The sequence below is a fragment of the Caballeronia sp. SBC1 genome (assembly GCF_011493005.1).
In the GTDB taxonomy this organism is placed as follows: domain Bacteria; phylum Pseudomonadota; class Gammaproteobacteria; order Burkholderiales; family Burkholderiaceae; genus Caballeronia.
Map to the genome: position 1 here is coordinate 1,457,843 of NZ_CP049157.1, position 26,827 is coordinate 1,484,669.

The 26,827-nt window shown below is 60.3% G+C and carries 23 protein-coding genes and 2 pseudogenes; 14 read left to right on the plus strand and 11 right to left on the minus strand.

Going from position 1 to position 26,827, the window contains the following annotated elements:
- Positions 1–15: 15 nt before the first annotated feature.
- The 4 genes from SBC1_RS24540 to SBC1_RS24555 all read right to left on the minus strand — a co-directional run bounded on the left by SBC1_RS24540 (position 16) and on the right by SBC1_RS24555 (position 2,727).
- Positions 16–507 (minus strand): low affinity iron permease family protein, encoded by a 492-nt coding sequence (locus tag SBC1_RS24540; protein ID WP_165094337.1) that lies wholly within the window; start codon positions 505–507, stop codon positions 16–18.
- 274 nt (positions 508–781) lie between these two features.
- A complete protein-coding gene (locus SBC1_RS24545; protein WP_165094333.1) occupies positions 782–2,032 on the minus strand; it encodes an MFS transporter in 1,251 nt (416 codons plus the stop codon).
- Between the two features lie 84 nt (positions 2,033–2,116).
- Positions 2,117–2,452, minus strand: coding sequence for a type II toxin-antitoxin system RelE/ParE family toxin (locus SBC1_RS24550; protein WP_165094330.1), 336 nt, complete (start codon positions 2,450–2,452; stop codon positions 2,117–2,119).
- The gene (locus SBC1_RS24555) at positions 2,449–2,727 is read right to left on the minus strand and encodes a YlcI/YnfO family protein (RefSeq protein WP_165094326.1); all 279 of its coding nucleotides are present in this window, start codon (positions 2,725–2,727) and stop codon (positions 2,449–2,451) included. The genes SBC1_RS24550 and SBC1_RS24555 overlap by 4 nt, the downstream gene beginning before the upstream one ends.
- A gap of 8 nt (positions 2,728–2,735) precedes the next feature.
- Between SBC1_RS24555 and SBC1_RS40655 the strand changes: the two are divergent.
- Positions 2,736–2,882, plus strand: a pseudogene (locus tag SBC1_RS40655) (ABC transporter substrate-binding protein); the annotation flags it as partial.
- A gap of 42 nt (positions 2,883–2,924) precedes the next feature.
- Here the strand turns inward: SBC1_RS40655 and SBC1_RS24565 are convergent.
- Positions 2,925–4,400: a PLP-dependent aminotransferase family protein gene (locus tag SBC1_RS24565; protein WP_165094322.1), complete on the minus strand. Its 1,476-nt coding sequence runs from the start codon at positions 4,398–4,400 to the stop codon at positions 2,925–2,927.
- Positions 4,401–4,572: 172 nt separating this feature from the next.
- On the opposite strand from SBC1_RS24565, the pseudogene SBC1_RS24570 reads away from it, so the two are divergent.
- Positions 4,573–5,271: pseudogene (locus SBC1_RS24570) on the plus strand (GNAT family N-acetyltransferase); the annotation flags it as partial.
- Between the two features lie 192 nt (positions 5,272–5,463).
- Positions 5,464–7,191 carry a gamma-glutamyltransferase gene (ggt, locus tag SBC1_RS24575; RefSeq protein ID WP_165094316.1) on the plus strand — a complete coding sequence of 576 codons (1,728 nt, stop codon included), beginning with the start codon at positions 5,464–5,466 and terminating at the stop codon, positions 7,189–7,191.
- A gap of 111 nt (positions 7,192–7,302) precedes the next feature.
- Here ggt and SBC1_RS24580 read toward each other — a convergent pair whose 3' ends face one another.
- From SBC1_RS24580 to SBC1_RS24590, 3 genes are all read right to left on the minus strand, one after another.
- The gene (locus tag SBC1_RS24580) at positions 7,303–8,604 is read right to left on the minus strand and encodes a UDP-N-acetylglucosamine 1-carboxyvinyltransferase (RefSeq protein ID WP_165094312.1); all 1,302 of its coding nucleotides are present in this window, start codon (positions 8,602–8,604) and stop codon (positions 7,303–7,305) included.
- A gap of 225 nt (positions 8,605–8,829) precedes the next feature.
- On the minus strand, positions 8,830–9,402 hold the full coding sequence (locus SBC1_RS24585) for a TetR/AcrR family transcriptional regulator (protein WP_165094307.1): 573 nt from the start codon (positions 9,400–9,402) through the stop codon (positions 8,830–8,832).
- A 307-nt stretch (positions 9,403–9,709) separates the two neighbouring features.
- Positions 9,710–10,645, minus strand: coding sequence for an AraC family transcriptional regulator (locus SBC1_RS24590; RefSeq protein WP_165094304.1), 936 nt, complete (start codon positions 10,643–10,645; stop codon positions 9,710–9,712).
- 211 nt (positions 10,646–10,856) lie between these two features.
- Between SBC1_RS24590 and SBC1_RS24595 the strand changes: the two genes are divergently transcribed.
- Together SBC1_RS24595 and SBC1_RS24600 are read left to right on the plus strand one after the other, a co-directional pair.
- Positions 10,857–11,750: an NAD(P)H-binding protein gene (locus SBC1_RS24595; RefSeq protein ID WP_165094300.1), complete on the plus strand. Its 894-nt coding sequence runs from the start codon at positions 10,857–10,859 to the stop codon at positions 11,748–11,750.
- A gap of 27 nt (positions 11,751–11,777) precedes the next feature.
- Positions 11,778–11,942 carry a hypothetical protein gene (locus SBC1_RS24600; protein ID WP_165094296.1) on the plus strand — a complete coding sequence of 55 codons (165 nt, stop codon included), beginning with the start codon at positions 11,778–11,780 and terminating at the stop codon, positions 11,940–11,942.
- Between the two features lie 24 nt (positions 11,943–11,966).
- Here SBC1_RS24600 and SBC1_RS24605 read toward each other — a convergent pair whose 3' ends face one another.
- Positions 11,967–14,066: a pyridoxamine 5'-phosphate oxidase family protein gene (locus SBC1_RS24605; RefSeq protein ID WP_165094291.1), complete on the minus strand. Its 2,100-nt coding sequence runs from the start codon at positions 14,064–14,066 to the stop codon at positions 11,967–11,969.
- 42 nt (positions 14,067–14,108) lie between these two features.
- Positions 14,109–14,759, minus strand: a complete 651-nt coding sequence (locus SBC1_RS24610) for a glutathione S-transferase family protein (protein WP_165094288.1) — start codon at positions 14,757–14,759, stop codon at positions 14,109–14,111.
- 118 nt (positions 14,760–14,877) lie between these two features.
- Between SBC1_RS24610 and SBC1_RS24615 the strand changes: the two genes are divergently transcribed.
- Positions 14,878–15,789, plus strand: coding sequence for a LysR family transcriptional regulator (locus tag SBC1_RS24615; RefSeq protein ID WP_165094285.1), 912 nt, complete (start codon positions 14,878–14,880; stop codon positions 15,787–15,789).
- A gap of 34 nt (positions 15,790–15,823) precedes the next feature.
- Here SBC1_RS24615 and SBC1_RS24620 read toward each other — a convergent pair whose 3' ends face one another.
- Positions 15,824–17,059 carry an acyl-CoA dehydrogenase family protein gene (locus tag SBC1_RS24620; RefSeq protein WP_165094280.1) on the minus strand — a complete coding sequence of 412 codons (1,236 nt, stop codon included), beginning with the start codon at positions 17,057–17,059 and terminating at the stop codon, positions 15,824–15,826.
- A 352-nt stretch (positions 17,060–17,411) separates the two neighbouring features.
- On the opposite strand from SBC1_RS24620, the gene sfnG reads away from it, so the two are divergent.
- From sfnG to SBC1_RS24660, 8 genes are all read left to right on the plus strand, one after another.
- Positions 17,412–18,524 carry a dimethylsulfone monooxygenase SfnG gene (sfnG, locus tag SBC1_RS24625; protein WP_165094277.1) on the plus strand — a complete coding sequence of 371 codons (1,113 nt, stop codon included), beginning with the start codon at positions 17,412–17,414 and terminating at the stop codon, positions 18,522–18,524.
- A 1-nt stretch (position 18,525) separates the two neighbouring features.
- Complete coding sequence (locus tag SBC1_RS24630; protein ID WP_165094273.1) at positions 18,526–19,671, plus strand: AMP-binding protein; 1,146 nt, start codon at positions 18,526–18,528, stop codon at positions 19,669–19,671.
- Positions 19,671–20,468 carry an ABC transporter ATP-binding protein gene (locus SBC1_RS24635; RefSeq protein WP_165094268.1) on the plus strand — a complete coding sequence of 266 codons (798 nt, stop codon included), beginning with the start codon at positions 19,671–19,673 and terminating at the stop codon, positions 20,466–20,468. Before SBC1_RS24630 ends, SBC1_RS24635 begins: the two co-directional genes overlap by 1 nt.
- A 47-nt stretch (positions 20,469–20,515) precedes the next feature.
- Positions 20,516–21,397 (plus strand): branched-chain amino acid ABC transporter permease, encoded by an 882-nt coding sequence (locus tag SBC1_RS24640; protein WP_165094264.1) that lies wholly within the window; start codon positions 20,516–20,518, stop codon positions 21,395–21,397.
- A gap of 8 nt (positions 21,398–21,405) precedes the next feature.
- A complete protein-coding gene (locus SBC1_RS24645) occupies positions 21,406–22,452 on the plus strand; it encodes a branched-chain amino acid ABC transporter permease (protein WP_165094260.1) in 1,047 nt (348 codons plus the stop codon).
- Positions 22,453–22,514: 62 nt separating this feature from the next.
- Positions 22,515–23,885, plus strand: coding sequence for an ABC transporter substrate-binding protein (locus tag SBC1_RS24650; RefSeq protein ID WP_165094255.1), 1,371 nt, complete (start codon positions 22,515–22,517; stop codon positions 23,883–23,885).
- Between the two features lie 2 nt (positions 23,886–23,887).
- Positions 23,888–24,688 carry an ABC transporter ATP-binding protein gene (locus SBC1_RS24655; RefSeq protein WP_165094252.1) on the plus strand — a complete coding sequence of 267 codons (801 nt, stop codon included), beginning with the start codon at positions 23,888–23,890 and terminating at the stop codon, positions 24,686–24,688.
- Positions 24,689–25,544: 856 nt separating this feature from the next.
- Positions 25,545–26,735: a lactonase family protein gene (locus tag SBC1_RS24660; RefSeq protein WP_165101207.1), complete on the plus strand. Its 1,191-nt coding sequence runs from the start codon at positions 25,545–25,547 to the stop codon at positions 26,733–26,735.
- The last annotated feature ends 92 nt before the right edge of the window (positions 26,736–26,827 follow it).

Sequence of the window (26,827 nt, forward strand, 5' to 3'; positions counted from 1 at the left end):
ACTATCGCGCAGCGACTAAGAGGAGGCATTGGTAGCGGGCGCCTCCTCTCCTCCGTTCGCCTTCCGGAGAAACGCGGCTGCAAGTCTCCGGAGCTCCTCTTCAGAGGCATCCTCAATCCCTATCAGGTGATTGTCCGCAGACCGGTGAGAGGCAAGCAACTCGTTGAGTTTCAGGTGAAGCGCCACGCTGTCCTTGTTCTGGCTTTGCTGGATCAGGAACACCATGATGAACGTGACAATGGTCGTCCCGGTATTGATCACCAGTTGCCAGTCTTCCGAGTAGTGGAAAACCGGTCCGGTCACGGCCCAGACCACAATGCTGATTACCGCCAGGCCGAACGCTACGGGTGAGCCGGTCCAGCGGGTCACGGCGCTCGCGAAGATATCGAAGGCGCGGGTGACGGGGTGATGGGTCGCGTAAGCAGGACTCAATGTGTCAGGGACTGTGTCCAGCGTGTCCGTCGACGATTGCGATGGTCGCAATGGGCGCGAAGTTTCCTTACGCATCGCTTTCTCCTGGTTATTCTTGCTTCGTGTCCATCAGAGCATGAGCAAAAATCATTCCGGATAAGCGAGTGCGCGGAGTTTGAAGATATCGCGCTGGTACAGGGACGCGTGAGCGCCATCAGGCTTCAGCGAAGGTGCGGTGCGCCGGGCGGTCCCGAAAGCGATGGGGACGAAGTCGACATTGGAATCCAGAGCTAGCCCATACATAACGAAACCTGCACGGCCGCTTCATGCTTCGGGCTTGATTCAGCGAGCGGCCGTGCATGATGTGCGATCAAGACGCAGCACCTTCGGGAAGTGCCGCCAGTTGCGTGACCGGAGATAGCAGGATCACCCCTAACTGGATCGCGAAAGCCACGCTCGACATCAGCAGGCATGCGCCAACGCCGGTCTGCGTCGCGAGGGCTGCGCCAAGCAGCGCGCCCACAGGACGCGCTCCATAGGTTGCGGTGCTCATGATGGCCGACACTCTGCCAAGCATTGCGTGAGGTGTGATTGCCTGGCGCAATGTGGTTGAGCCGATCGTCCACAGCACCGGACCGGCGCCGAGTAAAAAGAAGCTCACGCAGGCCATCCATACGTGCGGGAAGAACAATGTTGCGCTCATCAGCACTGATGCCAGGAAGCCGCACAGAGGGCCGATCACGAGTGTCCGGCCGAAGGAAACTCGCCTGGACACTTCGGGTCCCGCCAGCGCACCGGCCACCATGCCCGCGCCATAAGCCGCCAGGCTTATGCCGATCACCCACGACGACATATGCAGATGATGCGCGGCGTAAGCCACGTAGATCGCCTGCAACACGAAATAGCCCAGGTTGAAGAAAACCGCGGTAAGAAGAATGGGGCGAAGCAGCGGGTCGCGGAATACGAAAGCGGCGCCCTCGCGGACCTCGGCGAGGAAATGCCTACCGGTTCTAGGCGGATGCGCCGAGACTGGCAACGCGCGCAGCAGCGCGACGGCGAGGGCCGATAGCATGGTCGCTAACGCGTACGCCCAACCCGCCCCCACGGAACCCACGATCACCCCGCCTATCGCCGGACCTGCCGAGTACGCCACGCTTCTTGCCAACTCGATGCGTCCGTTTGCTGCCGGCAGCGCAGCCCGAGGCACGAGAGAGGGAACGAGCGAAGGCGCCGCGACGCTGTAAGCGACCGTACCCGCGGCACCGATAAAACCGCAGACGGCAAGCAGCGGCAGCGTGAGCAGATGGGCCCCGATCAGCACGAGGATCGTGATCATCGCCAGTACTCGAATGGCTTCTGCGCTTGCCATCAGGCCGCGTCGGGAGTGACGGTCGGCATAGACGCCCATCGGCAGCGAGAGCAACAGGAAGGGCAGCGTTTGGGCGGTTTGCAGCAGGCCGGTTTGTGCGGCGCTGGCACCCAGCAGGAAGACTGCAACGAGCGGCGCGGCGGCAAGACTGATTTGCTCGGCGGATTGCGCCAGCAGATTCGACCAGGCTAAACGATGGAATGCGGACGGCAGGGTGATGCGCTGGTTAGGCTGGTTTGGCGGAGGGTGCATGACGTGGAACTCCTTGGGAGGTGGCCCAGTCATCATGGTGTGCAAGAGCGCGCGATACGCCCCGGATCTTGCGCTTACGTTCAGCTACGCATACGGTTTCGTGGTGGACGGCTGGTGATAATCGTCTTCCAGGTGATGTCGTACCGCCAAGATCGTCACGGTGTCGCTATTGTCTATTTCGAATAGCGCTACAGATCCGGATCGCCCAAAAGGAATGATCAGTTCCCGCAGAAAGGGAAGATTCGGCTGCGCCTTTCGGCAGGTAAAGGGTGAGGCGCGAAGCGTGGCGATGCCTTCGTAGACTGCGTGAAGAGCGCGCTCGCCGAGCGATATGTCCTGCGTATCGCGTGTGAGGATGAAGTCGTAAAGTCGTTCGAGATCTTCTGCGGCACCAGCGGTAAAGCGTATCTCGAGCGTCATCGTCGTGTCTTGCTCCGCGCTTTCGCGGCGTCTAGCCGCTTGCCCAAGCGAGAAAGTACTTCCTCGGCCGAAATGTAGTCGCCGCTGCGCTTCGCGTCGTCTCGAGAGGCAAGTCCTCGAGCAACGAACTCACTATGATGCTGGCGACGCAGGATGTTTTCGCGAATCGCCTGTTCGACAAAGCCGGACAGGCTCTCACCTTCCTGCAAGACCCTTTCGGCGGCCTCGCGCAATTCTGGCTCGACCCGCACTGACGGGAAAGTAGCTGTTTTCATGATTCACGCTCAAGAGTCACACGGATTATCATCATCCGACCGGCGACGCGTTCAAGAAGGAAATTGCGCTGTACGCGGATGATCTGAAGACCGTGGGCGTGTTGAATGGCAGCACGGATTCGAATCACTTCGCTAACCGGGTGTTCGCGGATGTGCAGGTTGGAGCAGGCCGAACTATGCCCGCTCCAACCACCGCTCTAAACCTTCACCCCCCGCACCAGCCTAGCCAGAAGCCGGACCAAAGGCTCGAACAACTCCGCCGATGTATTCCCGTACCCGAGCACGAGCCCGTTGTCCTCGGGCATGGGCTGCAGCGCAAAACTGGATAGCGCGGTGGGCGCTAAGCCATGCTGCCGGGCGGCATCGGCAATCTCGCGGTCCGGGTAGCACGCTGGCAACCGTACCGTCAGGTGCAACCCACAATACCCGCCTTCAATGACATGCGTTATAGGCAAGTGCCGGGTCAGCGCTTCTCTCAACGCATGCTGCCGGTCTCGATACAAACGCCGCATGCGGCCCAAATGCCGGCTGAACTGACCGCTTTCAATGAACTCGGCCAGCGCAAGCTGTTCATAACGGTGGCCGCCTCGCAGCATGTCGTCCAGCGGCGTGCGCATCTGCGCCACCAGGGTCTCCGGCAGGACCAGAAACCCCAGGCGCAACGACGGAAACATCGTCTTGCTGAACGTGCCCACGTACAACACAGGCGCCTGCGTCACCAACCCCTGCATGGCGCCAATAGGCTCGCCCGCATGGCGAAATTCGCTGTCGTAGTCGTCCTCGATGATCCACGTGCCATGCCGCTGCGCGTTCGCGATCAACTCAAGACGGCGCGCGACAGTCAGCACCGCGCCCGCGGGATATTGATGCGAAGGCGTGGTGTAGATCAGCCGTGGCGGTTGCAACCTCCAGGCGTTTTCATCGGCGATCAGGCCATCGGCGTCAACGCGCATCGGCACCATGCGCAGGTCGCCCGCGCGCATCGCCGCCTTCGCTCCCCGATACCCCGGGTCTTCGATCCACGCTGTATCGCCGGCATTGGTCAGCAAGCGCACGCACAGCGAAAGCGCTTCCTGCGCACCCTCCGTAATGACGACCTGAGCTGGTTCGCATCGCACTCCCCGGGCTATGCCCAGATGCCGCGCAATTGACGCACGCAACGCTGGCTCACCCGGAGGATCACCATAACCAAGAGCCGCTGGCCCTGCGTTTCGAATTGCACGGTCGATCGCACGGCGCCATGCAGCCAGCGGGAAATGGGACAAGGCCGGCACACCCGGACGCAACGCAGCGTTCCCCTCGGCCGGCGGTGCGGCGGCCTGAATGCGCGTCAGCCGCTGCGCAATGGCCGGCGCTACCGGTGCCTGGCGCTTGCCTTGCGGCGGCGCCGGACGCGACAACGTCGCTACCCGCGTGCCCTGCCGGTCAGGTTGCACGTACCCCTCTGCGGCCAGCAGATCGTACGCGGCGGTCACCGTGTTGCGGGAGATCGCCAGCGCCTCCGCCAGTGCGCGCGAGCCCGGCAGGCGGCTTCCCGGCGCGAGGTGGCCGCCAAGAATGGCTTCCTTGAATCGATGATGCAACTGGCGTTGCATGGGCGCCGCGCCGGGCCCTCTGGCGAGTGGCGCCTCAAGCAGGGTTTGCGGCACGGGCAACGAAGCAGCGGTTGTCATAAGCAGAGTGGGGGAATGCACGCGACCGAGCGCAGCCACGAGCGTGGAGCCACGAAAAACATGGAATGTGGCACTTTTTAAGGTTCCATGATGCGCGTACGTTAGCACATGCTTCGTCCGCGTTCTGCGTGAACCTCTGCTCTACGACCGCCCCATGCCGCAAGGAACCGTTATGCCCAGCACCTTGAATCAGTATCAGCAACCTGTTGGCGAGTCCGTGCCCCACTGGACTGCGCGCGTACACCCGCCGCGCACTCCCATCGAAGGACTGTATTGCCGGCTGGAGCCGCTCGAACCGCATCACGCGGCCGATCTCTTCGCTGCCTTTAGCCAGGCCCCGGATGGCCGTGACTGGACCTACATGCCGGTAGGCCCGTTCGACGATGCAGCGAGCTACCGCGAGTACGTCGAACGGGCCGCGGTCAGTCCCGATCCCCAGCACTATGCGGTCATCGACCTGAAGAGGGGGACAGCAATCGGCACCCTGGCGCTGATGCGGATCGACCGGGCCAATGGGGTGATCGAAGTCGGCAACGTGGCGTTCTCGCCGCTGCTCAAACGCACGCCGATCTCGACGGAAGCCCAGTACCTGCTGATGAAACATGCGTTCGATGAACTCGGCTACCGCCGCTACGAATGGAAGTGCGACGCGTTGAACGCGCCGTCGCGACAGGCGGCTGCGCGACTGGGTTTCCAGTTCGAGGGCGTCTTCCGGCAGGCCGTGCTCTACAAGGGACGGACACGGGATACCGCGTGGTTTTCGATCATCGACAGCGAATGGCCCACTGTGCGTGCAGCCTTCGAACAATGGCTCGCGCCGGAGAACTTCGATGCAGAAGGCGGGCAGCGCAAGTCGCTGACTGACCTGCGCGCTCAGCTATCCAAGGCAGGCTAGGCCAAGTTTTTCTACTGCGGCTTTTGCGGGTTCCCGTTTGTAATCTTTGTTGGTATTGTGCGCGGCGAGTTAGCGATTTGACGGCCCGGTTGAAACGGGACGCCAGGTCGCCGCTGCGCCCAGCGTTCCCTCGCTCTCCTCATTTATTCAGCAACGGACATTCACACAATGAAATTCGATCGTCTTGCCCAGTCGCTTCTTGCGGCGGCGCTCGCCCTTTGCTATGCCGGCGCCCAGGCCGCTTCACAAGCCCCGGTTGCCGCCGAGAACGGCATGGTCGTAACAGCCCAGCATCTCGCCACGCGCATTGGCGTTGACGTGCTCAAGGACGGCGGCAACGCAGTCGATGCAGCGGTTGCTGTTGGCTATGCGCTCGCAGTGGTTTACCCTGCGGCCGGTAACATTGGCGGCGGCGGTTTCATGACGATCCAGCTCGCCGACGGCCGCCGTACCTTCCTCGATTTTCGCGAGAAGGCGCCGCTGGCCGCCACCGCGAACATGTATCTGGACAAGGACGGCAACGTGATCCCGGGCCTGAGCACCAAGGGTTATCTGGCGGTCGGCGTGCCGGGTACCGTGTCCGGCATGGAAATGGCGTTGACGAAATACGGCACGATGAAGCGCGCTGATCTCATTGCACCGGCAATCAAATACGCGCAAGAAGGCTTCGTACTTGACCAGGGCGACGTCGATATCCTCGGGACCGCAACGGACGACTTCAAGAAGGACCCGGCCGGTTCCGGCTCAATCTTCCTGAACCACGGCGAACCGTTTCAGGTTGGCCAGCGGCTTGTGCAAAAAGACCTGGCGAAGACCCTTCGCGAGATCAGCGCCAAGGGGCCCAATGGCTTCTATAAAGGCTGGGTAGCCAATGCGCTGGTCTCATCGACGCAAGCCGGCAAGGGCATCATCACGCAGGCCGATCTCGACCAGTACAAGACGCGCGAACTCGCCCCGGTCGAGTGCGATTATCGCGGTTACCACGTGGTCTCGGCGCCGCCGCCGAGCTCGGGCGGGGTCGCTATCTGCGAGATCATGAATATCCTTGAGGGTTATCCGATGCAAAGCCTCGGCTTCCGTTCAGCCCAGGCCATGCAGTATCAGATCGAGGCCATGCGCCACGCTTATGTGGACCGCAACAGCTACCTGGGTGACCCCGATTTCGTGAAAAACCCGCTGGACCGCCTCCTCGACAAGAACTACGCGGCCAAGATCCGGGCTGCAATCGATCCGCATAAGGCGGGGGTGTCGCAGGAGATCAAGCCGGGCGTGGCGCCGCATGAAGGCACCAACACGACGCACTATTCGATCGTCGACAAATGGGGCAATGCCGTTTCGGTGACCTACACGCTGAATGACTGGTTCGGCTCGGGCGTGATGGCGAACAAGACAGGCGTGATGCTCAACGACGAAATGGACGACTTCACGTCGAAGGTCGGTGTGCCCAACATGTATGGGCTGGTGCAGGGCGAGGCTAACGCTATTGGCCCGGGCCGGCGTCCGCTGTCGTCCATGAGCCCCACGATTGTCACGAAGGACGGCAAGACCGTGATGGTAGTTGGCACGCCGGGAGGCAGCCGCATTATTACCGCTACGCTCTTGACCATGCTCAACGTGATCGACTACGGCATGAACATTCAGGAAGCTGTGGATGCACCGCGCTTCCATCAGCAATGGCTGCCGGAAACGACGAATCTCGAACGCTTCACGCTGAGCCCCGACACGCAGAAGATCCTCGAAGGATGGGGTCAGAAGTTCTCGGGTCCGCAACCGGCCAATCATGTAGCGGCCATTCTGGTGGGCGCGCCGTCGTTGGGTGGCAAGCCCGTCGGCAAGAATCGTTTCTATGGCGCGAACGATCCGCGTCGTAACTCGGGACTCGCGCTCGGCTATTGATGTACGCAAAACCGTGCCGGCGGATGTTTTATTATCGCCGGCACGGTTTGGATTTTCAGGCATCGCGGCTGCCGGCCGCGACGCGTTTCACCTCACGTATTCCCCTCTACGTCATTCGCTGCTGGTCCACTCCACGTCGGCCCCGACCGAGCGCAGGTTTTCCACGAAGCGCGGGTGTGCACGGCGGATCGGCAGTGCATTCATGATCTCCGAACGCCCCTTGATGCTCGCGGCGACCATCAGCAATGCGATCGCCACGCGAATGATGTACGGGCTCTCCACTTTCGCGGGACTCAAGGGCAGGCCGCCGAACGTGATCAGCCGATGCGGGTCCGACAGGAACACGTGCGCGCCGAACTTCGATAGCTCGACCGACCATCCCATGGCGCCGTCATAGACCTTGTTCCAGAACATGGCGCTGCCTTCTGCTTTCACGCCGAGCGCGATGAAGATGGGCAGCAGGTCGACCGGCAGATACGGCCAGGGCGCGGCTTCCACCTTGGTGAGAATATTCTGCGTGAACGGCCGGCGCACACGCAATGGACCGTCCTGGAATGCGCGCGACCAGCCGTTCTTATGCTCCACGTTCACGCCGAACTTCGCGAAGGTCCGGTCGATCAGCGGAAACTGGTCGGGCGCGGTATTCCTCACCGCGATGTCTCCGCCGGTGATCGCACCGAGCGCGAGGAAGGTCGCTATTTCGTGGAAGTCCTCGCTGAACCGGAACTCGCCGCCACTGAGCTTGCGGCCGCCCGTAACGCTCAAACGCGACGTGCCAATGCCATCGATTGGTACACCAAGCAGCGCGAGGAAACGGCAAAACTCCTGCACGTGAGGTTCCGAGGCCGCGTTGACCAGTGTCGACGTACCGTTCGCCGCAGCCGCGCAGAGCGCGAAGTTCTCGGTGGTGGTGACCGAGGCATAGTCCAGCCAGTGATGATTCGCGGTCATCTGTGTAGCGGCCCGCACGATCAGCGAGTCGGTCGTGCGTTCGACCTGCGCGCCAAAACGTTCGAATACCTCGACATGGGGGTCGATTTCACGAACCCCCAGCGTGCAGCCCTTGACGTCGTTTTCCAACCGAGCCACACCGAAACGCGCGAGCAGCGGCGGCACCAGCATGATGGAAGAGCGCATCTCCTCGGGCAGATGATGCGCGACAGGGTCGAAGGTCGTTGCGTGATGATGCAGATTGAGGATGCCGGTGGAAAAGTCCATTGACACATTGCTGCCGAGCGTACGGAAAATATCGAGGATCTTCTTGACGTCGGTGATGTCAGGTACGCCGATGAGACGCAGCGGCTGATCGGTCAGCAGCGTGGCGCAAAGGATGGGGAGGACAGCGTTTTTATTGGCGGACGGCGTGATCTCCCCGCGCAGGGGGACGCCGCCGTGTACGATCAGATTCGACATGTTCGCAAGAGGCTCGTGGAAGAAGCGAGGGAATAATGATGCCACCGTGCGATGCGCACGGGCGATGGTGTTGCTAATTTGCGTAACGAAAGTTTCGGGCTTGTGCCGTGATTCGCTGCCGGCATTATGAACTTGCCGGCAGTTTCGAACACAGTTGCGACGCCTCAAGATCGAAACGCAAAGGGCTCCTGACAATACATAGGCCGGCTTGGTTTATAACGCAATTCAAGGTGCCTTGCGTTTTGGGGCCAGCAACATTGCCATGCGGGTGCGGGCGAATGCGGGGTCGATCGGGGCATCGTCGAAGTGCAGGCGATAGATGAGCGGTGCAACGACGTGATCCATCACCGTATTGATATCGGGCGGTGTTTCGTCTCGTTCGACTGCCCGGTCCAGAATCATCTGGATCTGCGAGCGCGTGATGGCCGCGCACTGACAGGCGGGGCTGCGGGTGTCGTTGCTTGCCAGCACATCGCGTGTCATGGCGCGGCCGGGTTCCGACGACATCTCCTCCTGATACCCTTGCGCCCACGTTTCCAGATCGCTGCGCAGCGAGCCCGTGTCAGCCGGGCCGTTGTCCGGATGAAAGCGCTGCAGGGCGACATCGGCGAGAAGAGTGGGCAGGTCGCCCCAGCGGCGGTAGATGGTGGACGGCGTCACCCCGGCGCGCGCCGCGACCTGAGGCACGGTGAGCTCCTCGCGCGGTATTTCGTCCAGCAAGGTCCTGACTGCGTGATGCACGGACTCCTGCACTCTCGCGCTCCGTCCGCCGGGTCGCAACCCTTCTCTTGCTGCCATTGCCTGTTCCGCTCCGCCTTTCGCGCGTATCGATGAAATTAGTTAAAGCTAAAAAATTGCGTTAACGAAAAGCGACGCGCACAATCCGCTAAAGCAATTATTTTGCGTTTATTTTCCGGGCCGTGCAATGGCCTTCGATACCAATTCTTGCGTTACGGCTGCCCGAACGCCTTACGCGCTGCTGCTTTATGCGTTCATTTCGGCGATGTGCTTTGTCGCGTCGAGTGCGCCAACGCCGCTTTACCGGCTGTATCAGGAGGCGTGGGATTCTCGTCGGCGCCCAAGGTTTATTGCCTGAACGCAGAGGCTAACTTCTACGCGTTGTAGTCGCTGTACTCGCGAGAGTTGGACCAGCAAGCGGGACCCTCTGCTCACCGTCTTTTACGATCTCGCGCGGCGTAAGTCCAAGCAGCCGGTTCATCCAGTGAGCCATGTGGCTCTGATGCGAAAAGCCCGTTTCCAGCGCTACCTGGCTGGTACTGAGCTTGCCTTGCAACAGCAAAGCCTTCGCGCGTTCAACGCGTCGCTGCACGACGTATCGATGCACCGGCACGCCGAGCGTCTCGCGAAACAGCACCTTGAAATGCGGCACGCTAAGCTGGGCCAGTGCGGCGAGTTCGTCGAGCGTGAGGCGCTGATCCAGATTGCTTTCGATGAAGTCGATCACGCTAGTGGCCGTTCGCGGCGCCAACGTACGGCGGCGACCTTCGAGCGTGGCGATGCCGCCGCCATTGTCGGCCAGCCGGACCACCATTGCTGTGCAGAGGCTTTCTGCAAAGAGCGGATCGGACGCATCGCCGGCTTCGAGTTCCGCCTGCAGCGCCCACGCCAGATGCTGAAAACGCGGATCGCGCATCTGAAGTTGCGGACGGATCTCGGCAACGCCTGATTTCAGTTCGAGTTGCTCGAGCGTCTTGCGCGTGAAGGACTCGCTGATCCAGATGCTGAGGATCGTACAGTCCGATTCGTCAGTCCATTGGCCATCGAGTCCCGCAGGGATCACGTCGGCGTCGCCATGCGCCTGAACGCGTGCATAGCGACGTTGTTCACACATGCAGCGCGCCATCACCGGTGGCCCGACATGCACGCCGACGCGGTGATGCGGCATGGCCGGAATGCGGTGCGTGCCCGCCGAAATACCGAGCAGCGCCGCACCGAAGCCGTTCCAGCCGCGACCGCTGCTGGAGCGCAAATTGACGCGGGAGCCTGAGAGCGGCATGGGCAATGGTGTCACGGCATTCATGGCAGGTCCTCGCAGAGGTCGCTAAGCGAGCATTGTGCTGGGTTTTGCGCCAATTTGCTCGATGTCGTGACAGGCCGCACACTGAGCCCGACTGTCTTGCGGCAGTGCCACAAAACAATCATCCGTATCTGCGCACGTCGATCCTTCCCTGCGCGCCTGGAACGTTCAACCTCCCTACGATGACGACATCCAGGCCAACAAGGAGTCGGACGTGTTCGTGATATTCGGAGCATCAGGCAAAGTAGGGCGCGTGAGCGCTGCATCGCTTCGCAATGCGGGCCATGCGGTCAGAGCGGTGGTACGAAACGAAGCTCAGGGCGAGCACCTTGCGCGGATGGGCTGCGAGATCGTGCTTGCCGATCTGACGAACCCGGCATCGGTCGCCAGAGCAATAGAGGATGCGGACGCAGTACAGATCCTGTGCCCCGTCCCGATCGGCGACGCACATCCCGGCAGCACGATGCATCGCATGATTGAAGTTGCAGCCGATGCATTGCGCGCCAATCCGCCCCGTCATGTACTCGCGCTGTCTGACTATGGCGCGGAACTGGACCACGGCACGGGCATTACCTTGCTCTTTCATGCCCTTGAAAAACAGTTGCAGGTATCGGTTCAAAACGTGACTTTGTTACGCGCGGCGGAACACATGCAGAACTGGGCACGCGTGATACCTGTCGCGCTGGCAACGGGTAAGTTGCCGAGCTTGCATCATCCGTTAAGCAAGCGCTTTCCAACGGTGGCGGCACAGGACGTGGGTCTTCTAGCGGCAGAACTGCTGCTGGACGAGTCACGCGGGAGCGTGCCGCGTGTAGTCAGCATTGAAGGTCCGCGGCGAATCTCAGCGCTCGACGTCGCCCTCGCACTGAGCGATGCGAGCAGGCGTGAAATCAGCGCGTATGAAGTGCCACGCAACGAATGGCCGGCCATGCTGCAGCGAGCCGGCCTTGGCGCGGATCATGCACAGCTTATTATCGATCTCTACGATACGCACAACGCAGGCCGCATCGATGTGGAAGAGGGAATAGGCGAGCGCCGTTTCGGGACGACCGAATTTGCCGAGGTCCTGGCTTCGATGCTGCCTGACACCGTAACGGCGGCTAACTAAATGCGCCGCTCAAGACAGAAGAAGGCGATGGACCTTCCGGATTCGGCAACGGTATCCGCAATACATGCCCACCGGGCGACGCGTGCGTGGCTTGCGGTCATTATCGGTTTCGCCGGGGTGGTTGGCGGTTATCAATTCCAGCGCATATTAAGCGCTCTACCCGACAGCAACGACGACTTCATTTTCTTCTGATTATCCGAGGGCAGTACGCCGCCCTCACAGGTCCAGTACGACGGACGAGTCATCGCCCGAACCCATCCTTGCGGGTATTGCGCTGCATATCAGCGCGTGTCCCGCCGGGATCTCTCCCTCGCATGGCACGGGATATGTCACCTCCCCCGACACCACGCGCGTGGCGCACGTGCCACACACTCCGGACCGGCAATTCGACGCAACCGACACCCCGTTCGCCTCTGCAAAATCCAGCAGACTTCCGTCTTCGGGTGACCACTGCCCGTCGCGATGCGTACGCATGAAGACTACCTTCGATGACCGCTCGGGGTCACGAGGCACAACCGGTTTCGCTACAGTCAGTGCCGGCGTAGCGCTTCCCGTTCGGTTGACACTTGCTGGTCCGAACGCTTCAAAACGAATCCGGTCGTCGGCAATGTTGAGCGAACGCAAGCCGCTGTACATGTCCTGCATGAACGCGCCGGGGCCGCAGAGGTAAAAATCGTAATCGCCAAACGGCAACACGCTCTTGAGATACGCAATATCAACCCGTCCGGCGGATGACTTCGTTCCATGAACGCCATCAGCCTGGCTGTCTCGCAGATACACAGAGAGATGCGAATACGCTTGCTCAGCGGCCTTGAGTTCGTCAGCGAACGGGTGTTCTTCAGACCGGCGAGCACCGTGGATAAAATGAATCTGCTCGGGCTGCGCCCGCCCGCTCTTGTCGGCGAGCAAACTGTTCAGCATGGCGATCATCGGCGTAATGCCAATGCCGGCAGACAGCAAGACCACCGCGCGGTCACTCTTGCGGTCAAGTACGAAAGTGCCACCCGGCACTTTGGCCTCGATCTCCATTCCTGCCTTCACGTTCTCATGCAGCCACGTCGACGCCGCGCCCTCACGCTTCACCGTGATCCGATAAAGCGTGCCTCGGTGGGTATCGGAGAGAGTATAGGTTCTGATCAACGGTGCTGCGAGCCCAGGAACGTGCAACCGGATTGGCAGGAACTGGCCGGGTTCGTATGGCGCAAGCGTTGATCCATCGGCCGTTTGAAAATAAAACGACCGCACGCCGGGAGCCTCATCGCGAACGTTGAAGACCTTTAATTTGCGCCAGGCGTTCGCGGCGGTGGGCGTAACTTCCGGCTCTTTCCAGCTCCCGGTCTTCACAAGTTGCGGTGCGTATTGCACACCCGACCAGCGCATGGCCAACGCGCGTTGAGTACGACGCACCTCACGGACATGCCAGCGAATCAAGCGCTCGGCACCATCGAATGAATCGAGTTCTGGGCCTTCCCAAATGACCTCGGCATCCACGGCCAGATACAGCAGATCGCCGCTGTCGAAGTCGATCACAAGCAACCCGGCGCGCGGATCGTGCATCAGGTTGCCGATGGTATTGAAGAACAGATTACCGCTGAAATCAGGCGTGGTCAGCGTATGGTCGCCGTCGATGCGAATAAAGCCCGGCTTGCCGCCGCGATGCGACACATCGGCACCACGTCCCATGCCTGCTTCGCTCGATGTGTTCGCGCTGGCGACGAAGAACGTATCCGCCTTAGCAAGCAGCTCTCGGTCAGCCTCGTTCAGATGATCTGAAACAAGCGGCGGCTCCGATGACATTTCTCCCGCATCAAATTCAACAGGCGTACGGCTCTGGATGTACTTGGCGCAATTGCCGAAGCTCTGGCTTACCGCAATGGTGATGGCTTGATCGTCGATGGCGGTAATGACACCGTTCACACGATTGCGCCGGCGAGTAGCGGGCTGAATGCCGAGTCCGCCCATGACCGATCCGACCTGCCACGTACTCGCAAGCGGATCGCCTGCCAGAGTGCGCCCGGCTATCCGCAATGTGCGTTCATCCGGCGTCGAGATAAAACCCGGCGCGCCGACCCGCAGCGTGGCCCACGGCTGCCCCGTTCTATCGACTCCGCCGAGCACCATGAACGGCTGTTCCGCAAAGAACCGTCGATGTTGCTCAGGCATGTAGTCGCGAATTCCGCGACGCGCATCAACGTCCATCCGCTCGCGCACTCCTGCACGTTCCTGCGCGGCGAGTTCACCAGCATGAAAGGGCGATTCCACAGCACGCCAGCCCGAGGGCGGCGCGGCAACAGGAGCGGGTGCAAGAGCGGACATGATGGTCTCGGTATTGGAGAGACGTGTGTGCTGAATGAAGTGTTACGTGGTCTCGGCGAGCAAACCGGCCTTGGTCACGGGCATTGGCACGAAACGCGGGAGCGCCTCGACGCGCTTGATCCATGCGCGCAAATGCGGATACGGTTCGAGCGAGATGCCGCCTTCGGGCGCATGCGCAATGTACGAATAGGCGGCAATGTCCGCTATGGTCGGCGTTTGCCCAACCGCGAAAGGCTTGTCGCGAAACTCGGGATCGATAATCGCGAAGAGGTCTTCCGCCATCTTCTTGGCTGTCGCGTAGTCCTTCGGCGCGCCAAACACTGTGACCAGACGCGCGGCACAGGGGCCATACGCAATCTTTCCCGCTGCCAGCGACAACCAGCGTTGCACCGCCGCCGCGCCGACGGGATCTTCCGGCAGCCACGACGGGTCGCCGTATTTACGCGCGAGATAGACAAGGATCGCATTGGAATCGGTCACGACAATATCGCCGTCTTCGATCACCGGTACTTCGCCGAACGGATTGAGTGCCAGATGCGCGGGCTTGCGGTTATCGCCCGCTTTCATGTTGAGTTCGATCGTGGTGAAAGGCAAATCGAGCAGGGTCAGGAAAAGCTTCGCCCGATGCCCGTGTCCTGACAGCAGGGTGGTATGGAGGCGTATGGGTTGGAGTGGCTTGGCGCACGTGGTCATGATGGATACTCTGGAAAGGTTCGAACCGGTGTTTGGATATATCAAGCATAGAACGCCGCACCGCGCGTGAGAAGACGGATAATGGCGGTTAGACAATCCTCTTAAAGTGGACAATCCCATGACTAGCCTGAGCGCTGTTAACCTTAACCGGCTAGTGGTTTTTGCGGCGGTAGTCGAGGCGGGTTCGCTGACGGCCGCCGCCGACCGTCTTGGGATCGCGAAGACCATGGTCAGCACGCACATGCAGCGTCTTGAGGCCGAGGTCGGGGCAACCCTGCTCATACGCACCACGCGCCGGGTCAGCGTGACGGAGGCGGGCAGGACGTTCTACGAAGCGAGCCGGCAGATCCTGAGCGCGACCGAAGAGGCAATTTTTGCATTGGCGCAGGAGTCGGGCATGCTGCGAGGAACGCTGCGCGTTGCTACGCCCATCGACTATGGGGCGAGTGTGGTGGCGCCCATGCTCGTCACGTTGCAGCAACGTCATCCGGAACTCAAGATTGAACTCGTGTCGGCTGATCGTCAGGTGGATCTGGTCGCGGAAGCGGTCGATGTCGCAATCCGGCTCGGGCGGCTGGCGGACTCGAGTCATCGCGCGGTGAAGATTGGCGGCTTCGTCAAATGGATCGTCGCGAGTCCCAGGTTTGTCGCGCGCTGGGGCAAGCCGACTACGCTTGAGGCGGTTGCGAAATTGCCGTTCGTCGGCATGTCCGCTTTACAGAAACCACTGGTTGCACCGCTTGAAAGCACGCGTGGCGGGAAGCGGACCGTGCGCTTTAGTTCGGGTTTCCTCGCTGACACGGCGCCTACTTGTCGCGCAGCAACATTGGCTGGCGGCGGCGTGGCCTACTTGACGAATTTCTCGATCGGGGAAGATGTTGCAGCGGGACGGCTAGTGCGCTTGCTGCCGGCGTGGTCATCGCCGCCCGCGGGCATTCACGCCATTTTCCCTTCGGCGCGTTATCCGGTGCCGAAGGTGCGTGTGTTTATCGATGCGCTGAAGGCTCATCTGGAAGCGAATGGCGCATAAGCCGGCACGTGTCGTGCCGGTTGCGCTCACTCGATTACACCGCTCCTGGTCCAGCGCCGATCTGCCAGACATAGATGGGTTCTTTCTGGTTGATCGACCAGTCGCCAACCAGTTTGGCCTTGTACACAATCGGGTTATGCGACGAGACCGCGCGTGCATTGCGCCAATGGCGGTCAAGCGTCTTGCCGCCGCCAATAGCCGATGCACCCAGCGCGTCGAAAAGATGGGTCGAAGCGCGTAACGCAAGTTCCGTCGCCACGATCTGTCCTTTCGCTGACTCAATTTCGGCCTCGATATTGAAGCGTTTTTCGGCGTCGATGTCATTAGCGAAACGCGCTTCATACGCCCGCTGCGCCGGCTCCGTCGCGCGCAACGCGATCGCTTCCGCGGCATATGCCCAGGCCGCAATCTCTCCAACCACTTGCTGAATCTGAACGTCCTGGCTGACATGCGGCGCATTGCCATGGCTGTAGATGCGCTTGCGTGCACGCACTTCGGCTGCCGCGTCGAGTTCAGCCGCCCGGGCGATGCCGGCCAGCGTCGCCAGATGGAATAGTTGATAGAACGCGGTCTGATATTTAAAGCGCCGCGCGAAGTCGACGATATGACCTGGTTCGACCGCCGCGTCCTTGAACACTGTCGTGCCGCTACCTGTAGTGCGCTGACCGAAACCGTCCCAGTCGTCGCGTAACGTCACGCCGGGCTGCTTCGCGGCTACCGCGACAATCACGTCGCTGCCGTCTTCAGCGCGCTGAGCATAAACGTCGATCCAGTCCGCGAAAATGCTGCCCGTGCTGTAGTACTTCTCGCCGTTCAAGACCCAGCGGTCACCTTGCTTCGCTACTTTGGTGATAACGCTGCCCAGCGCGACGTTGCCAACTTCCGTCCACGCATTGCCGAACAGGTCACCGCGTACGAAGCGCGCGAACCACTCGTCCCGTTCCGCGCTGGCGGGGGCGTTGACTACGTCCTCTACAAAAGCGAAGTGGCCACGTAATGCCTGCGGGAGATTCGAATCCGCGGCACCGAGTTCGATCAGCAAGCGGAACGATTGCTTAATGGAAACGCCTGCACCGCCATGTGATACCGGAACGCGCAGTGCACCGAAGCCCGCTTGCTTGAGCTCCGTGATCTGATCGTAGGGCAAGGTCCTTCGCTGGTCGCGCTCGACGGCCCCGGCGGCAATGCGTTCGAAGATGGGCCTGAAGCGGCTGGCGACACTTTCATAATCCGCTCCAACCGATAGCGCGACAGGCGGCTGTTGTGTCATGTCGAAAAATCCTTGGGTGTTTTAAATAGTGAGTCGAGCGCGGGCTAATGCGAGCGCGAAGGCTTTTCAATCTAGCCGATCAACTTCACTTGCGTTAGATCGTTTTCCGCAATGTTTATCGGTCCAGTGCGCATGGCGGCCACCACCGAGCGGCATTGCACCGATATCGCTGTTGCTGCGTCGGGTTCCGTTGCTGGCGCTTATCTAAGCCGGTCGCCGCACATATGAATAGCTGAATAAATTGCTTGGATAGCGGCGGCCACCTGAAATAGATTCTGGAGCCGTGAATCGAAATCGCAAAAACGATGCAGAACGTCAGTGCATCGGAATGCTAATTAATCAGGAGATTGTCATGAGCGACAGGAACGACGAACCGCAGGATGCGCTGAAGTTTGCCTACTGGGTCCCGAACGTCAGCGGCGGCTTGGTTGTAAGCACGATTGAGCAGCGCACCGACTGGAGCGTTGAATATAACCAGAAGCTTGCGCAGACCGCAGAGAAAGCAGGATTCGAATACGCGCTCAGTCAAATCCGCTTTACGGCCGGTTACGGCGCGGACAATCAACATGAGTCGGTGTCGTTCAGCCAGGCGTTGCTGCACGCAACCACCAAGCTGAAAGTGCTCGCGGCGATCTTGCCGGGACCGTGGAGCCCCGCGGTTGTCGCCAAGCAGATAGCGACCATTGATCATATCTCCAAGGGGCGCATTGGTATCAACGTAGTAAGTGGCTGGTTCAAAGGCGAGTTCACGGCAATTGGCGAGCCGTGGCTCGAACATGACGAACGTTACCGCCGGTCCCATGAATTCATTGAAGCGCTCAAGGGCATCTGGACCCAGGACAACTTTACGTTCCGTGGCGATTTTTATCGATTCAATAACTACACGCTAAGCCCGAAGCCGATACAAAAGCCTCACCCGGAAATCTTCCAGGGCGGTAGCTCGCGTGCGGCACGCGACAATGCCGCGAGCGTTTCGGACTGGTACTTCACGAACGGCAATACGCCCGCGAACCTCAAGCTGCAGATTGACGATATCCAGGCCAAGGCTGCCGTCAATAACCACAAGGTGCGCATTGGCGTGAATGCGTTTGTGATCGCGCGCGATACCGAGGAAGAAGCACAGGCTGTCCTCGCTGACATCATCAAGCATGCGCATGTGGAAGCGGTTCATGCTTTCGGTGATGCAGCGAAGCAGGCTGGCAGTGCATCGCCCGAAGGTGAGGGCAACTGGGCCAAATCGACGTTCGAAGACCTGGTGCAATACAACGACGGCTTCCGTACCAACCTGATCGGCACGCCGCGCCAGATTGCCGAGCGGATCGTGGAGCTTAAGTCGGTGGGCGTGGATCTGGTGCTGGCCGGATTCCTGCACTTTATTGAAGAGGTCGAGTATTTCGGCCAGCGTGTCTTGCCGCTCGTGCGCGAACTCGAAGAGGCCGCGCAACTTGAAGCAAAGGCTGCATGAGATGGTGACACCAAAGCCGGTGCTCCCTGACACTTTGCCCGCATGGCTTGCGGAGCAGGCGCGGCATCGCCCTCACGCGCCGGCGTTGAGGCATAAGCGGCTGGGCCAATGGGAACAGCTAAGCTGGCACGCACTGGCCACGAAAGTGGAGGCGCTTGCTGCCGGGCTGGCGGCACATGATTTCGGTGTGGGCGATGCACTGCTGCTCGTCAGCCAGCCGCGCGAAGAGGCGCTGTTGTTGTCGCTCGCCGCGCAATGGCGGGGAGGGGTTGCGGTGCCGCTCGAGCCTTCCGTATCGGATCAAACGCTTGGCCGGATCGTGCGGCATCTGACGCCGCTTTTTACCTTCGCCGACGACGACCGGCAGATCGACCGCTTGCTGGCGTTGTCGCAGTGGGTGATAGATGCGAACCCGCGCGGCCTGCGGCCGCATCCGCATGCTGATGTTGTCGAGTACGCGGCATTGGCTTCGCCTTCGCCTTCGCCGGACAAGGGCGTCAAAGCCACGGCACGGCCAGACCATGATGCGTTTATCTTCTATCGCGATGACGCCGGGCACGGCATTGAGGAGCAGCGCATCACTCATGCAACGCTGATTCGCGAGGCGCTGCTGGTTGCGGGGGAGGAACATCTGAAGCCGGCCGACGATGCGTTCGCCGCTCGCGCATTCGCGACAACGGCGCAGGCTCGTTATCTAGTTGCGCCTTGGCTTCTGACCGGCTTTCGCCTGAATTTTCCTGAATCGCTGGAGACTCGCGATAACGACCGGCGTGAACTCTCGCCCACCTTGGTTGCAGGAACGCGAGAGACCTATGGCCGCGTTGCGCGGCTCGTCGATACAAGACTGCCAGGCGCGAATTCTATTCGGCGCCGCTTGCTTGATCGCCTGAGCGACGAGCGTTCGTCAAGGTTGCTGCGTCTCGTCGCATGGTGGGGTGTCGCGCGGCCGTTGCGTGAGGTGATCGGCTTTAAGCGAACCCATGCCGCATTAATCGCCGGTGCAGGTCTGGATGACGACGCAGCGCGCCTGTTCAAAGCGTTGCGAATCGATGTCCGGATGTGGCCGGACGATGGTCAATGGCAGCGTTTGGCCGAGCGTGTTCCGTCCGCTCACGAAGCCGCCGATGTACATGGACAACCTGCGTGATGTCTCAAACACAGCCCTTATCAATCGCCTCACCAGCGCTGCTTTCACTCGACCGGATTTCGTTATCGTTTGGCGGTGTCAAGGCTATCACCGACATCAGCTTCGACGTCCACCCGGGCGAGATATGCGCATTGATCGGCCCCAACGGCGCAGGCAAGAGTTCGTTGCTCAACGTGATCAACGGCGTCTACCGGCCGCAACAGGGCACCGTACGTTTCGATGGCGCGGAGAGCCGCCGCATGAGTCCGCATGACGCGGCGCATCGTGGCGTTGCACGCACGTTTCAAAACATCGCGTTGTTCCGGCGCATGAGCGTGCTCGACAACGTATTGACGGGACGCAACCTGCATCGCCGCAGTACATGGATCGAGCAAACCTTTCGAGTCGGCCGTGCCCAACGCGACGAAGCAAGACAACGTCGCTACGCCGAGGTCGTGATCGAAGCGCTGGACTTGCAACGCGTGCGTCATAGCGTTGTAGGCACGCTGTCGTATGGCGTTCAGAAGCGCGTGGAACTGGCGCGCGCGTTGGCGGCCGAGCCACGTTTGCTCTTACTCGATGAACCGATGGCCGGCATGAACGCCGACGAGAAACGCGCGATGGCGAGTTTCATTGTCGATGCCAACGAGCAATTCGGTGTGACCGTCGTGCTGATCGAGCATGACATAGGCGTGGTGATGGATCTCTCCGATCACATTGTCGTGCTCGACTACGGCAAGAAGATTGCTGACGGCATTCCCGCCGAAGTGCGTGTCGATCCGGCCGTGCTGGCGGCTTATCTTGGCACGCGTCACTGACCTTGGCGCTATCGCTTATCTCACCGGTTCACTCAAAGGCTGCATCCATGAGTTTTTTTCTTGAAGTGCTGGTCGGCGGTCTGTTGGCTGGCGTGATGTATTCGTTGGTCGCGATAGGTTTCGTATTGATCTACAAGGCATCGGGCGTGTTCAATTTCGCCCAGGGTTCTTTGGTGCTGTTCGGTGCGCTGACATTCGTGAGCCTGGTCGAACGCCATGTTTCGCCGTGGCTTGCATTTGTGGCAACGCTTGCCCTGCTGGTACTGATCGCCATTGCCATAGAACGAGCGGTGCTGCGGCCGCTTGTCAACCGTACGCCTATCGTTCTGTTCATGGCAACGCTTGGCTTGAGCTTCATTCTCGAAGGCGCTGCGCAGTTGTTCTGGGGTGCGCAGGTGCATGAGCTGGATCTGGGTATCGACGATAAACCGCTTCATTTGGGCGGCGTGATGATCAGCCAGTTCGATCTCTTCGCAGCCGCGACAGCCGGTGTGCTTGTGATCGTGTTGTCGCTGATGACGAATCGTACGCGGCTCGGTTTATCGCTGCGCGCCGTAGCCGACGATCCGCTTGCGGCGCTCGCAGTGGGTATCCGCTTGCCGCGAATCTGGGCCATTGTCTGGTCGCTGGCGGGGTTTGTCAGCCTCGTTGCCGGCCTGCTGTGGGGCGCACGGCTCGGGGTGCAGTTCTCGTTGTCGCTGGTGGTGTTGAAGGCGCTGCCAGTGCTGATCATCGGCGGTTTTTCGTCGATTGGCGGAGCTATAGCCGGCGGTCTGCTGGTCGGCGCTTCGGAGAAGCTAGCCGAGGTGTATCTAGGCTCGCTAGTGGGTGGTGGCATCGAGAACTGGTTTCCGTATGTGCTCGCCATTCTGTTCCTGCTCGTGCGTCCAGCAGGGTTGTTCGGCGAACCCGCCGTCGAACGGGTATGAGGCCGCTTATGTCGAATATTGTCATTCGCCGCGCGAGGCTGAACGTTGCAACGCCGGTCGCTCCGGGGCTCGCTATAGCCGCCTTCCTGGCCATCCTCGCGGCGGTTCCGGGCGTAGCCAGCGAATACTGGCTGAGCGCCGTGCTCACGCCATTTTTGATCCTGTCGCTGGCCGGGCTCGGCTTGAATCTGCTCACGGGTTATGCGGGTCAACTGTCGTTGGGCACCGCGGCCTTCATGGCCGTAGGCGCCTACGCAACCTACAACTTCGCCGTCCGCGCGCCGGGTTTGCCGCTGCCAGTGGACCTTCTGACGGGCGGCTTGTTGAGCGCTGCGATCGGCACGTTGTTCGGTCTGCCGAGTCTTCGCATCAAGGGCTTCTACCTGATTGCTTCAACGCTGGCCGCGCAGTTTTTCATCGAATGGCTTCTCACCAAAGTGAGCTGGTTCTCCAACGACGATACGTCCGGGGTTCTCAGCGCCCCCCGGCTGTCGATCTTCGGCTGGTCCATTGCGACGCCGGTTTCGCGTTACCAGTTTGTGCTTGGCGTAGTCGTCGTGTTGTTCGTGGTGGCCGCTAGCCTCGTGCGCAGCGAACTCGGCCGACGCTGGATGGCGGTGCGCGACATGGACACGGCAGCGGCGGTCATCGGCATTCCGATTGGCCGTACAAAACTGCTGGCGTTCGCCGTCAGTTCGTTTGTCGTGGGCATTGCAGGAGCGCTCTGGGCGTTCGCTTACCTCGGCACGGTCGAGCCGCACGGTTTCGACTTGAACCTTTCGTTCGAGGTGTTGTTCATCATCATCATCGGCGGCATGGGCAGCATTGCAGGCAACTTCTACGGCGCCGCTTTCATCGTCCTGTTGCCCATTGCGCTGTCCCACGCTGCTGGCGTGCTCGCCGCCATTGGCGTGGATGTCGGGCAACTTCAGAACCTTCAGAAGATCCTCTTTGGCACGCTGATCATCGTGTTCCTTATCAAGGAGCCGGATGGGCTTGCGCGGCTCGCGCAGATCGCGCGGCAGCGTCTCAGGAACTGGCCGCTGCGGGCCTGAATGTTTGCGCAAAAACACTCTTATCTTTCATCTCAACCCAGGCAGACACGGACCCATTCAGCATGAATCTTTCCCTATCCCGTTTATTCCGCGCGAGCTGGTCGCGCGTGGCTGGCATTGCCGGCATATCGCTCGTGCTCACGGCCGGCGCTCTTGCGACCCCTTCAACTGCCTACGCAGGGGGCGAAGAGTATTTCCCTTTGCAGAGCTACAGAGTGGGACCGTACGCGGCGGGCGGCACCGGTTTCTTTGGCGGTTTTATCGACTATATGCGGCTCATTAATACTCGTGACGGCGGTGTGAACGGCGTCAAGCTGACGTGGAGCGAATGCGAGACAGAATATGTGGTGGAGAAGGGCGTGGAATGCTACGAGCGCCTGAAGGCAGGCCTTAACGGCGCACCGGCGGCCGCCACCAATCCGCTTTCGGTCGGCATTGCGTATGCGACCATCGACCGGTCGACGGCGGACAAGCTCCCGCTCATCACGATCAATCACGGTCGCACGGACTCCACCGATGGCGCCGTATTCCCTTACGTGTTTCCGCTGCAACTGAACCCGTATAGCGAAGTCTCCGCGATCATCAACTACATCGGGACGCAGTCAGGTGGATTGCAGGGTTTGAAGGGCAAGAAGATCGTGGTGCTTTATCACGGTTCGCCCTATGGCCGCGAGACCATTCCCGTACTCGACATCCTAGCCAAGAAGTATGGTTTTGAGTTGACGCAGATCGAGGTGCCGCATCCGGGTAACGAACAGGGTTCGCAGTGGCTGAACATTCACCGGATCAATCCCGACTGGGTCATCCTGCGTGGCTGGGGCGTAATGAATCCGGTAGCACTCAAGTCGGCGCAGAAGGTGGGCTTCCCGGCCGATCACATCATTGGCAACATCTGGAGTAACTCGGAAGAAGACGTGCGTCCTGCGGGCGACGCCGCGAAGGGTTTCATCTCGATCACCACGCATCCGTCGGGGACGAACTATCCGGTGCTTCAGGATATCGATCAATACGTGATCAAGCCGGGCAAGGGCAACCTTAGTGACCCAGCGCGCTTCGGGACGGTGTATTACAACCTGGGTGTCGTGAACGGCATTCTTAATGTCGAAGCTTTGCGCGTTGCTCAGGCGAAATATGGCAATAAGCCGCTGACCGGCGAACAGGTGCGCTGGGGTTTCGAACACCTCGATCTCGACAACGCCCGCCTGAAGCAGTTGGGTGCACTCGGACTGGTACAACCGCTCAAGCTGTCATGCTCCGATCACGAAGGCGGCGGCGCCGTGCGATTCCAGCAATGGGACGGCCAGCAATGGAAGGTGATCAGCGACTGGGTGCAGGCGGATCGCGCGCTGCTGCGTCCTGTTATCGAAAAATCCGCGAACGCGTATGCGAAAGAGAAGGGCATCACGCCGCGCGACTGCAGCAAGGATCTGTAGCAATGGCCGAAGGCGCGGTTCTCGATGTGGACGGCATCGCCGTCAGTTATGGCGGACTCATTTCGGCGTTGCGCGGGGTGTCGCTGAGCGTGCAGGAGGGAGCCGTTGTCGCGCTGCTTGGCGGCAACGGCGCGGGCAAGACCACTACGCTCAAGGCTATTTCAGCGCTGCTCGGCGCCGAGCGAGGCGAGTTGACGGCGGGGAGAATTGTGTATCGAGGCCGGGACGTGACGCGTGCGAACCCATGGACGCTCGCGGAGGCCGGCCTTGTTCAAGTGCTGGAAGGGCGGCGTTGTTTCGCGCATTTGTCGGTAGAGGAGAACTTGCGAATCGGTGCGTATGTCCGTCGCGCGTCGGCGCGTGAAATAGAGGCGGGCCTTGAACGTATCTATGAGATTTTTCCGCGTTTGAAGGAGCGTCGCAAGTCGCTCGCCGGGCTAACTTCGGGCGGCGAGCAGCAAATGGTCGCGATCGGCCGCGCGTTGATGGCGCGGCCATCGGTGATCCTGCTGGATGAGCCTTCAATGGGACTTGCGCCGCAGATAGTGGAAGAGATCTTCGAGACCGTCGGGAGGCTCAATCGTGAGGACGGGGTGAGCTTTCTGCTGGCCGAACAGAATGCGGCTACGGCCCTGCGATACGCAACGTACGGATATGTGCTCGAAGGCGGGCGCGTCGTGGCGCAGGGAACATCGGCTGAACTTGAGCAACTCGACGTGCTGACGGAGGCTTATCTGGGCGCGTCGAATGCGGGAGGCAGGGGCCGTGCAATGCGTCGATCGTCACGTTTTGCACAGGCGTGACGGCATAGATGTATTTTAGCGGGGTGTGACGGCTTTATAGCCCTCAAGCGCGGCCCTCAACCACGGCTTCGAAGCCGCTGCACGACCGTGGCGTCGACAAGGACGCGTCTTTCTCACACCCGTTTCGAATCCCGGGCTGAATGAAGTCAGCCCGGGGATCGCTACGTCCAGTGCATGGCGATCGTGTTCGCGATGCCTGCAAACGGCGCAGACGGTGTGGGAAGCACCAGCGCCATCAAGCTTGGCGACACCGCGCATCTTCATAGACCAAGGGGGCAAAATTTCCTCGAACACATGCACGGACAGCAGATAGCCCAACACCACATTAACGGAAACGCTCGCCGTGAAAGCGCTGGCTGAAATAGATCCTGGAGTCGTGAGTCTAAATCGCAAAGATGGTGCGCGACGTAATTGAATCGGTATGCTAATTAAAATAGGCCGTGCGCGCCATAACTCCCCCTCTGATGTCGAGTGGTTTTATCCAGTTGACGCCGGGACATCGCATGCTAGAATCGTCCTCAATTAAAACATATATTCCACAATTAAGGAATGAAACACAGGAGACGCCTGCAAATTCCTTGGCGGACTGACTGCCGGCATCGTGCAAGTCAAAAAGCACTGGTGCGCGCAGCGCACATCCGGAACGGCGCTCTGGCGGAAAGCACTGACTCCGTGGATCAAACTTTCAAGACTTAAACCGTATGCGAGACGGTCATCTCGGTCGCGGCGCTCATATTCACTTGGGGGCTGTCAGTCATCATCCAGGAGGCAAACAGTGAGCAAAGTTCGAAACCTCGAAGTTCGTTTATCGCAGTCGCGGCGTGTCTGGCTGAAAAGCGTGAGCGCGCTGGCAGCCATGTCGGCCATAAGTTCGCTCGCAGTAACTCGCAGCGCTCAGGCGGCGAGCGGGCGTACAAGCAACGTAACTACAGCGGGAACGGGCGAGCCGCTATTCGCCTATGTCGGTACCTACACGCCGAACGGTCTTGGCATTCATCGCTTCCAGGTCGACCCTCACACCGGCAAGCTTGACGCGCTCGAACCGGTGCGTGGCATCGAGAATCCGAGCTGCCTCGTCGTCGACCGGCAACAGCGTTTCCTGTTTGCCGTAAGCGAGGTAAAGAACTACAACGGCACCACAAACGGATCGATTAGCGCGTATGCAATCGAACACGGCACGGGTTCGTTGCATCTGATCAACACGGTCGATTCGCAAGGTGCTGGACCGGTCTATCTGAGTCTGCATCCGAACGGCCGCTTCCTGCTGGTCGCGAACTACAACAGCGGAAGCATCGCGGTTTTTCCGGTGGCGAGCGACGGCGTGCTGGGTGACGCCTGTTCCGTGCAACGGCCACAGGCGCCGGCAGGTGCGCAACACGCGGCAGAAGGCGTCCCTGGAAGCTTCGCGATTAGCGATCACGATGGTTCGCATGCACACACGATCGTGTCTTCGCCGGATGGGCGATTTGTGATTTCGACTGACCTCGGCGTCGATCGCACGTATATCTGGAAGTTCGATGAGACCACTGGCACGCTGTCGCCGAACGACCCGCCGTTTGTCGCAGCTTCGGCAGGCGCGGGGCCGCGGCATGTGGTGTTTCATCCGAGCGGCCGGTATATGTACGAAGTCACCGAGGAAGCGTCGACCCTGGTCTGCTACGCATACGACAGCGCACGCGGCGTGCTGACGCAATTGCAATCCGTCTCAACGCTGCCAGCCGCCTACCAGGGCACGAGCTTCGCATCGGAACTCTTGCTCTCGCATGACGGCCGCTTTATCTATGTGGCGAACCGTCTTCACGACACCATCGTGCAGTTTCGCGTGGGCATAGACGGTCGTCTGACGCGCATTGGTGAAACCCCGACCGGTGGCGACTATCCTCGAGTAATCAAGTTTGATCCGTCGGGCCGGTTCCTGTATTCACTGAATCAACGCAGCGATCAAATCGCGATTTTTGCCGTCGATGCGACCAGTGGCAAGCTTCGATTTACGGGAACCTATGTGGCGGTTGGCAGCCCATCGGATATTGCTTTCGCAACGGCTTAGCGGTTGCGGTGCAACTGCCTGTCCGTACGCGCCAGCCGCCTTTCGATGTAGCGGCTTGGAGCAGGCTTATCGAGGTGCGGCGAATGCGGCAG

What these genes read in the sequence shown, in the direction of transcription:
- SBC1_RS24615 (WP_165094285.1), top strand. Translation starts at nt 14,878, where the DNA reads ATGACTAGCCTGAGCGCTGTTAACCTTAACCGGCTAGTGGTTTTTGCG.
- SBC1_RS24585 (WP_165094307.1), bottom strand. Translation starts at nt 9,402, where the DNA reads ATGGCAGCAAGAGAAGGGTTGCGACCCGGCGGACGGAGCGCGAGAGTG.
- SBC1_RS24605 (WP_165094291.1), bottom strand. Translation starts at nt 14,066, where the DNA reads ATGTCCGCTCTTGCACCCGCTCCTGTTGCCGCGCCGCCCTCGGGCTGG.
- SBC1_RS24645 (WP_165094260.1), top strand. Translation starts at nt 21,406, where the DNA reads ATGTCGAATATTGTCATTCGCCGCGCGAGGCTGAACGTTGCAACGCCG.
- SBC1_RS24620 (WP_165094280.1), bottom strand. Translation starts at nt 17,059, where the DNA reads ATGACACAACAGCCGCCTGTCGCGCTATCGGTTGGAGCGGATTATGAA.
- SBC1_RS24630 (WP_165094273.1), top strand. Translation starts at nt 18,526, where the DNA reads ATGGTGACACCAAAGCCGGTGCTCCCTGACACTTTGCCCGCATGGCTT.
- sfnG (WP_165094277.1), top strand. Translation starts at nt 17,412, where the DNA reads ATGAGCGACAGGAACGACGAACCGCAGGATGCGCTGAAGTTTGCCTAC.
- SBC1_RS24650 (WP_165094255.1), top strand. Translation starts at nt 22,515, where the DNA reads ATGAATCTTTCCCTATCCCGTTTATTCCGCGCGAGCTGGTCGCGCGTG.
- SBC1_RS24550 (WP_165094330.1), bottom strand. Translation starts at nt 2,452, where the DNA reads ATGACGCTCGAGATACGCTTTACCGCTGGTGCCGCAGAAGATCTCGAA.
- SBC1_RS24555 (WP_165094326.1), bottom strand. Translation starts at nt 2,727, where the DNA reads ATGAAAACAGCTACTTTCCCGTCAGTGCGGGTCGAGCCAGAATTGCGC.
- SBC1_RS24640 (WP_165094264.1), top strand. Translation starts at nt 20,516, where the DNA reads ATGAGTTTTTTTCTTGAAGTGCTGGTCGGCGGTCTGTTGGCTGGCGTG.
- SBC1_RS24660 (WP_165101207.1), top strand. Translation starts at nt 25,545, where the DNA reads ATGTCGGCCATAAGTTCGCTCGCAGTAACTCGCAGCGCTCAGGCGGCG.
- SBC1_RS24610 (WP_165094288.1), bottom strand. Translation starts at nt 14,759, where the DNA reads ATGACCACGTGCGCCAAGCCACTCCAACCCATACGCCTCCATACCACC.
- SBC1_RS24655 (WP_165094252.1), top strand. Translation starts at nt 23,888, where the DNA reads ATGGCCGAAGGCGCGGTTCTCGATGTGGACGGCATCGCCGTCAGTTAT.
- SBC1_RS24580 (WP_165094312.1), bottom strand. Translation starts at nt 8,604, where the DNA reads ATGTCGAATCTGATCGTACACGGCGGCGTCCCCCTGCGCGGGGAGATC.
- SBC1_RS24540 (WP_165094337.1), bottom strand. Translation starts at nt 507, where the DNA reads ATGCGTAAGGAAACTTCGCGCCCATTGCGACCATCGCAATCGTCGACG.
- ggt (WP_165094316.1), top strand. Translation starts at nt 5,464, where the DNA reads ATGAAATTCGATCGTCTTGCCCAGTCGCTTCTTGCGGCGGCGCTCGCC.
- SBC1_RS24590 (WP_165094304.1), bottom strand. Translation starts at nt 10,645, where the DNA reads ATGAATGCCGTGACACCATTGCCCATGCCGCTCTCAGGCTCCCGCGTC.
- SBC1_RS24635 (WP_165094268.1), top strand. Translation starts at nt 19,671, where the DNA reads ATGTCTCAAACACAGCCCTTATCAATCGCCTCACCAGCGCTGCTTTCA.
- SBC1_RS24545 (WP_165094333.1), bottom strand. Translation starts at nt 2,032, where the DNA reads ATGCACCCTCCGCCAAACCAGCCTAACCAGCGCATCACCCTGCCGTCC.
- SBC1_RS24600 (WP_165094296.1), top strand. Translation starts at nt 11,778, where the DNA reads ATGGACCTTCCGGATTCGGCAACGGTATCCGCAATACATGCCCACCGG.
- SBC1_RS24565 (WP_165094322.1), bottom strand. Translation starts at nt 4,400, where the DNA reads ATGACAACCGCTGCTTCGTTGCCCGTGCCGCAAACCCTGCTTGAGGCG.